The organism is Mesorhizobium sp. M4A.F.Ca.ET.050.02.1.1 (assembly GCF_003997725.1).
Lineage (GTDB): Bacteria > Pseudomonadota > Alphaproteobacteria > Rhizobiales > Rhizobiaceae > Mesorhizobium.
The window spans coordinates 1-4,831 of sequence record NZ_RZSG01000459.1; the positions used below are offsets into that span (position 1 = coordinate 1).

The 4,831-nt window shown below is 65.7% G+C and carries 7 protein-coding genes; all 7 read right to left on the reverse strand.

What is annotated here, in order from left to right; translation table 11 throughout:
* The coding region (locus tag EOA33_RS24390; protein WP_145989261.1) for a molybdopterin-binding protein at positions 1-930 on the reverse strand (930 nt) is incomplete at its 3' end.
* Entirely contained in the window at positions 927-1,631 is a 705-nt protein-coding gene (locus EOA33_RS24395; protein WP_127406794.1) for an XdhC family protein, read from the reverse strand. The genes EOA33_RS24390 and EOA33_RS24395, both read right to left, overlap by 4 nt.
* A 6-nt stretch (positions 1,632-1,637) precedes the next feature.
* Positions 1,638-1,976 carry an XdhC family protein gene (locus tag EOA33_RS24400; protein ID WP_127406795.1) on the reverse strand — a complete coding sequence of 113 codons (339 nt, stop codon included), beginning with the start codon at positions 1,974-1,976 and terminating at the stop codon, positions 1,638-1,640.
* A gap of 60 nt (positions 1,977-2,036) precedes the next feature.
* The gene (locus EOA33_RS24405; RefSeq protein ID WP_127406796.1) at positions 2,037-2,432 is read right to left on the reverse strand and encodes a RidA family protein; all 396 of its coding nucleotides are present in this window, start codon (positions 2,430-2,432) and stop codon (positions 2,037-2,039) included.
* Between the two features lie 65 nt (positions 2,433-2,497).
* Positions 2,498-3,748, reverse strand: a complete 1,251-nt coding sequence (locus tag EOA33_RS24410; protein ID WP_127406797.1) for a VWA domain-containing protein — start codon at positions 3,746-3,748, stop codon at positions 2,498-2,500.
* A 4-nt stretch (positions 3,749-3,752) separates the two neighbouring features.
* A complete protein-coding gene (locus EOA33_RS24415) occupies positions 3,753-4,682 on the reverse strand; it encodes a MoxR family ATPase (RefSeq protein WP_126054824.1) in 930 nt (309 codons plus the stop codon).
* A gap of 31 nt (positions 4,683-4,713) precedes the next feature.
* The coding region (locus EOA33_RS40770) for a flavin reductase family protein (protein ID WP_145989262.1) at positions 4,714-4,831 on the reverse strand (118 nt) is incomplete at its 5' end.

Below are 4,831 nucleotides of genomic sequence, written 5' to 3' on the forward strand. Positions count from 1 at the left end.
ATCGCCAGCCGTCACGTCGAGGCCGGCGATCAGCCGGTCGAGCACCCAGTCGAAGCCGTTCTCCTTGGGGCTGCGGGCGCAGCCAGGCGCGCCGATGATGCGTTTGCCGGCAAGCGTGCCCAGCACCAGCAGGTTGCCGGGATCGACGGGCATGCCGGCGCGGACCACGCTGCCCCCTGCGTGTTCGATCGCCGCCGGGACGACGTCGGCGAAATCGCTCATCGCCGAGGCGCCGAAGATCACCACCATATCGTTGTCGCGGGCGAGCGAGGTCGCCGCTTCCGCGACGGGCGCGACCTCGTGCGGCGTGCGGCGCTCGGCGGTCAGATGGCTGCCCGAGCGCGCCAGGCGCGCTTCGGTGATGCGCAGCGTCTTGTCGAGCACGCTCGGTTTGACGCCGGGCAGCATCGTCTGGATGACGCCGATACGTATCGGCCGATAGGCGTTGATGCCAAAGATCTCGCCATCGGTGCAGATCCTTGCCACCCGATCGACCAGACTGCCGGCGACGGCGAAGGGAATGATCTTGACCGTGGCCACCATCTGGCCTTTCTCGACCGGCGCATGCTGCGCCAGCGTGGCGATGGTGATGGTCGGATCGACGGCGTTGATGGCGTCGATCATCGCGCGGTCGACAGTGAAAACGCCGGCCGCCCCGGCGTGGAGATTGACCCGGCCGGTCGCGGCGGGCCTGGCCTCCACGTTACGATGGCTCATGCCGGCGGCGATCCGTTCCGCCGCCGCGTCCTCGCCGAGATCGTCGGGCGCCAGCACGGCCGCGACCACCTCGGAAATGCCGGCCGCTTTCAGCACCGACAGATCATCGGCGCTCAGCCTGTGCGCCTTGCGAAAGCGCCGCTCTCCGGCCTCTGTGGCGTGCGCCAGCACCGCGCCCTCGGCCTCATCGATCGGAACGGGACCGAATTTCACGCCACGGCGCCTTTTGCTTCGAGGCCGCGCGAACGGAAGGCGTGGATGGTCTGCGCCAGCACCGCGACGGCGATCTCGGCCGGACTTGCCGCGCCGATATCGAGGCCGATCGGCGCATGGATGCGGGCGATCTGGTCGGCGCTGGCACCGAGCGCCAGCAGGCGTTCCACGCGCTTGGCGTGCGTCTTCCTGCTGCCGAGAGCGCCGACATAGAAACACCTGGCGTCGAGCGCTGCCTTCAATGCAAAATCGTCGATCTTGGGGTCGTGGGTGACGGCGGCAAGCGCCGTGTAACTGTCGAGGGGCTGGCGCGCCAGCACATCCTGCGGCCATTCGGCGTGCAGCGCCACATCGGGAAAGCGCTCCGGCGTGGCGAAAGCGGTGCGCGGGTCGATGATCTCGACGGGATAGCCGGCGATCCTGGCCATCGGCGCCAGCGCCTGGCTGATATGGACGGCGCCGATCACCACCAGGCGCGGCTGCGGCAGATGCACATTGAGGAAGAAGGTGCGCCCTTCCGCCTCGACCGAGCCGGAATTGCCGGTACGAAATGCCCTGGCGATCGCCTCGCCCAATTCGCCGGCGACTGGATCGCCCTCGCGCACGATGCGGTCGCGGCCGTCGCCGAGGTCGGTGACCAGGATCGCCGCGCGGCGGGCGCGGCGCACTTCGTTCAATGTTTTCAGCGCATACGGGTCCATGGCGCCCTAACCTAGCCGCTCGACATAGACCTTGATGCGGCCGCCGCAGGAGAGCCCCACCTGCCAGGCGGTCTCGTCGGCAACGCCGAACTCCAGCATCCTGGCCTTACCCGAGCCAATGACATCGATCGCCTCGGTCACCACCGCTCCTTCGACGCAGCCGCCGGAGACGGAGCCGTGGAAATTGCCGTCGGCGTCGATGACCAGATGGCTGCCGACCGGGCGCGGCGCCGAACCCCAGGTCTCGACCACGGTCGCGATGGCGACATCCTTGCCGTCCTTCATCCAGCCTTCCGCGATGATCAGGGGATCGCGGGCCTCATCGAGATAGATGCTGTCTTCCACGACTGCTTCCTCTTGGGGTCTGTTATGATCTGCGCACCACCAGTTCGCGCAAATGTATGGTCAATCAATCATCGCGACTGCGTCAACTTCGATTAGGTAGCCGGGGGACAGGCTCGCCACGCCAAGCACCACGTCAGCTGGTTTATGATCTCCGAACAGCTCTACCCGCGCCTTTTCGATGATCGGCAGGCATTCATCGCGATTGTAGTTGACGACATAGATCGTGATCCTGGCGACCTGCGCAGGCGCCGCACCGGCGGCGGCGAGTGCGCGGCCGAGATTGCCAAACACCTGGCGCGCCTGAGTCGCAAGATCACCACGGCCAACAAGTTTGCCATCCAGGTCTTCGGGCTCCTGGCCCGAGATGAATACCAACTTGCTGCCTGTCGCAACGACAACCTGGCTGTACGTCTGCGGAATTGGCAGATCCTTTGGGTTGATGCATTGGAGCGTCATTCATCGGTCCCTGTATGGTGATTTCAATTTTCCGGGAGTCTTTCTTCCGATGGATAAACATATGGCTATGCGGCGTGCCTGTCGCCAGCCCGCAGCCATCGACGCGGATCGACGCGAGCGGCCGGCCGCTGGTCGAGCGAGGCGCAGAGATCGGCCAACGCCTCGAGATTGTGCACCGGGCGGAACTCGTCGACATGCGGCAGCATCGCCTTGACGCCACGCGCGCGCGCCTCGAAACCGTCGAAGCGCAGCAGAGGGTTCAGCCAGATCAACCGACGGCAGGATTTGTGCAGTCGCTCCATTTCTTCCGAAAGGCCGGCGATCTCGTCGCGCTCCAACCCGTCGGTGATCAGCAGCACCACAGCCCCCTGCCCCAGCACGCGCCGCGACCACAGGCGGTTGAACTCGGCCAGCGTGTCGCCGATACGGGTGCCGCCGGACCAGTCCTTCACAGTCGCCGAGCACTCGGCGAGCGCGGCATCGGGATCGCGATGGCGCATCTGCCGCGTCAAATTGGTCAGGCGCGTGCCGAAGACGAAGGCATGCACGCGCCGGCGCTTTTCCGTCAGCGCGTGCAGGAAATGCAAGAAGATGCGCGTGTACTGGCTCATCGAGCCGGAAATGTCGGCAAGCACCACCAGCGGCGGATGCACCTCGCGGGCAGAGCGGAATTTCGGCAGGATCAGCGTGCCGCCGGTGCGCGCGGCCGACCGCATCATGGCACGCGGATCGATGCGCCTGCCTTGCGCGTCCGCCCTGAAGCGGCGCGTGCGGACCATGTCGAAGGGCAGCCGCAAGGCGGCGATCGCGTGCTTGGCCTCGGCCAGTTCAGCGGCGTCCATCTGGGCGAAATCCTTGCCGCGCAGCACCTCGTTGCCGGAAAAGGTGAAGCGGGCGTCGACCTCGATCTCGGGGATTTCCCTCGCCGGCTGGTTCTTCTGATGGCCCTCGAACATCGCCTGGCTGACGCGGGTCTCGGCCGCGCGAGGCTTCTGCTTCTCGCTGGTATTCAGCGCGACGGGCGAGAACATCGCCAGCATTTTCTCGATCAGTTCGCGCGATTTCCAGAACAGCCGGAAGGCCTCGTCGAAGACCGGATGGTCCTCGTGCCGGGAGACCAGCACGGCATGCAGCGTCCAGTAGAAATCATCGCGCGAGCCGATGCCGGCGGCAAGCACCGCCTCGATCGCATCCTTGACCGAAGCCGGCCCGACCCGCATGCCGGCCTTGCGCAAGGTACGGGCGAAGTAGACGATGTTGTCGGCGATGCGCCCGTCTTCCGTGGCCTCTGCGGGATCGGAACGCGGCGCCTTCATGGGCCTACTGCGCCGCCGCGAGCTCGGCCTTGACCTCGTCGAGGATGCGCCGGCCCTCGCCCGCGCCGATGCGAGCGATGTCGTCCTGGTATTTCAACAGCACGCCGATCGTGTCGGAAACTGTCTCCGGATCGAGCGCCACCTTGTCGAGTTCGGTCAATGCGCCGGCCCAGTCAATGGTTTCGGCGACGCCCGGCGCCTTGAACAATTCGATCTGGCGGAGCTTCTGGATGAAGGACACAACCTCGGCCGAAAGCCGGCTGTTGGCCTGCGGCACCTTGCGCCGTACGATCTCCAGCTCACGCTCTGCATTGGGATAGTCGACCCAGTGATAGAGGCAGCGCCGTTTCAGCGCGTCATGGATTTCGCGCGTGCGATTGGTGGTGATGATGACGATCGGCGGCTCCTCCGCCTTGATCGTGCCGAGCTCCGGCACCGTCACCTGGAAGTCCGAGAGGATTTCGAGCAGGAAGGCCTCGAAGGCCTCGTCGGTGCGGTCGAGCTCGTCGATGAGGAATACCGGGGCAGCGCCCGCCTTGCCGGTCAGCGCATCGAGCACCGGGCGGCGGATCAGGTACTTTTCGGAGAAGACGTTGCGCTCCATGTCCGAGCGCACGACCTTGCCGGCCGCCTCCTCCATGCGGATCTCGATCATCTGCGCGGCGTAGTTCCACTCGTAGACGGCGGAGGAGACGTCGAGCCCCTCATAGCACTGCAGGCGGATCAGCCGGCGGCCGAGCGCCTCGGCCAGCACCTTGGCGATCTCGGTCTTGCCGACGCCGGCCTCGCCCTCGAGGAAGAGCGGCCGCTTCATGCGCAATGAGAGAAACAGCACGGTGGCCAGCGAACGGTCCGCCACATAGTCCGCGCCGGTCAGGAGATCGAGCGTCTCGTCGATCGTCCGCGGCGCCGGGCGCGGTTTCAAGCCGGTCATTCCATCTCCGTAGAGTCAGCCATCAAGGCACCTACAGGGCGCGATAGCCGCGACCGTGATAGATCAGCGGGCGCAAATTATCGCCGATGCGCAGGCCTGTCACCTTGCCAAAAAGCACACGGTGCGTGGCGAGATCCTTGGTGTCGATC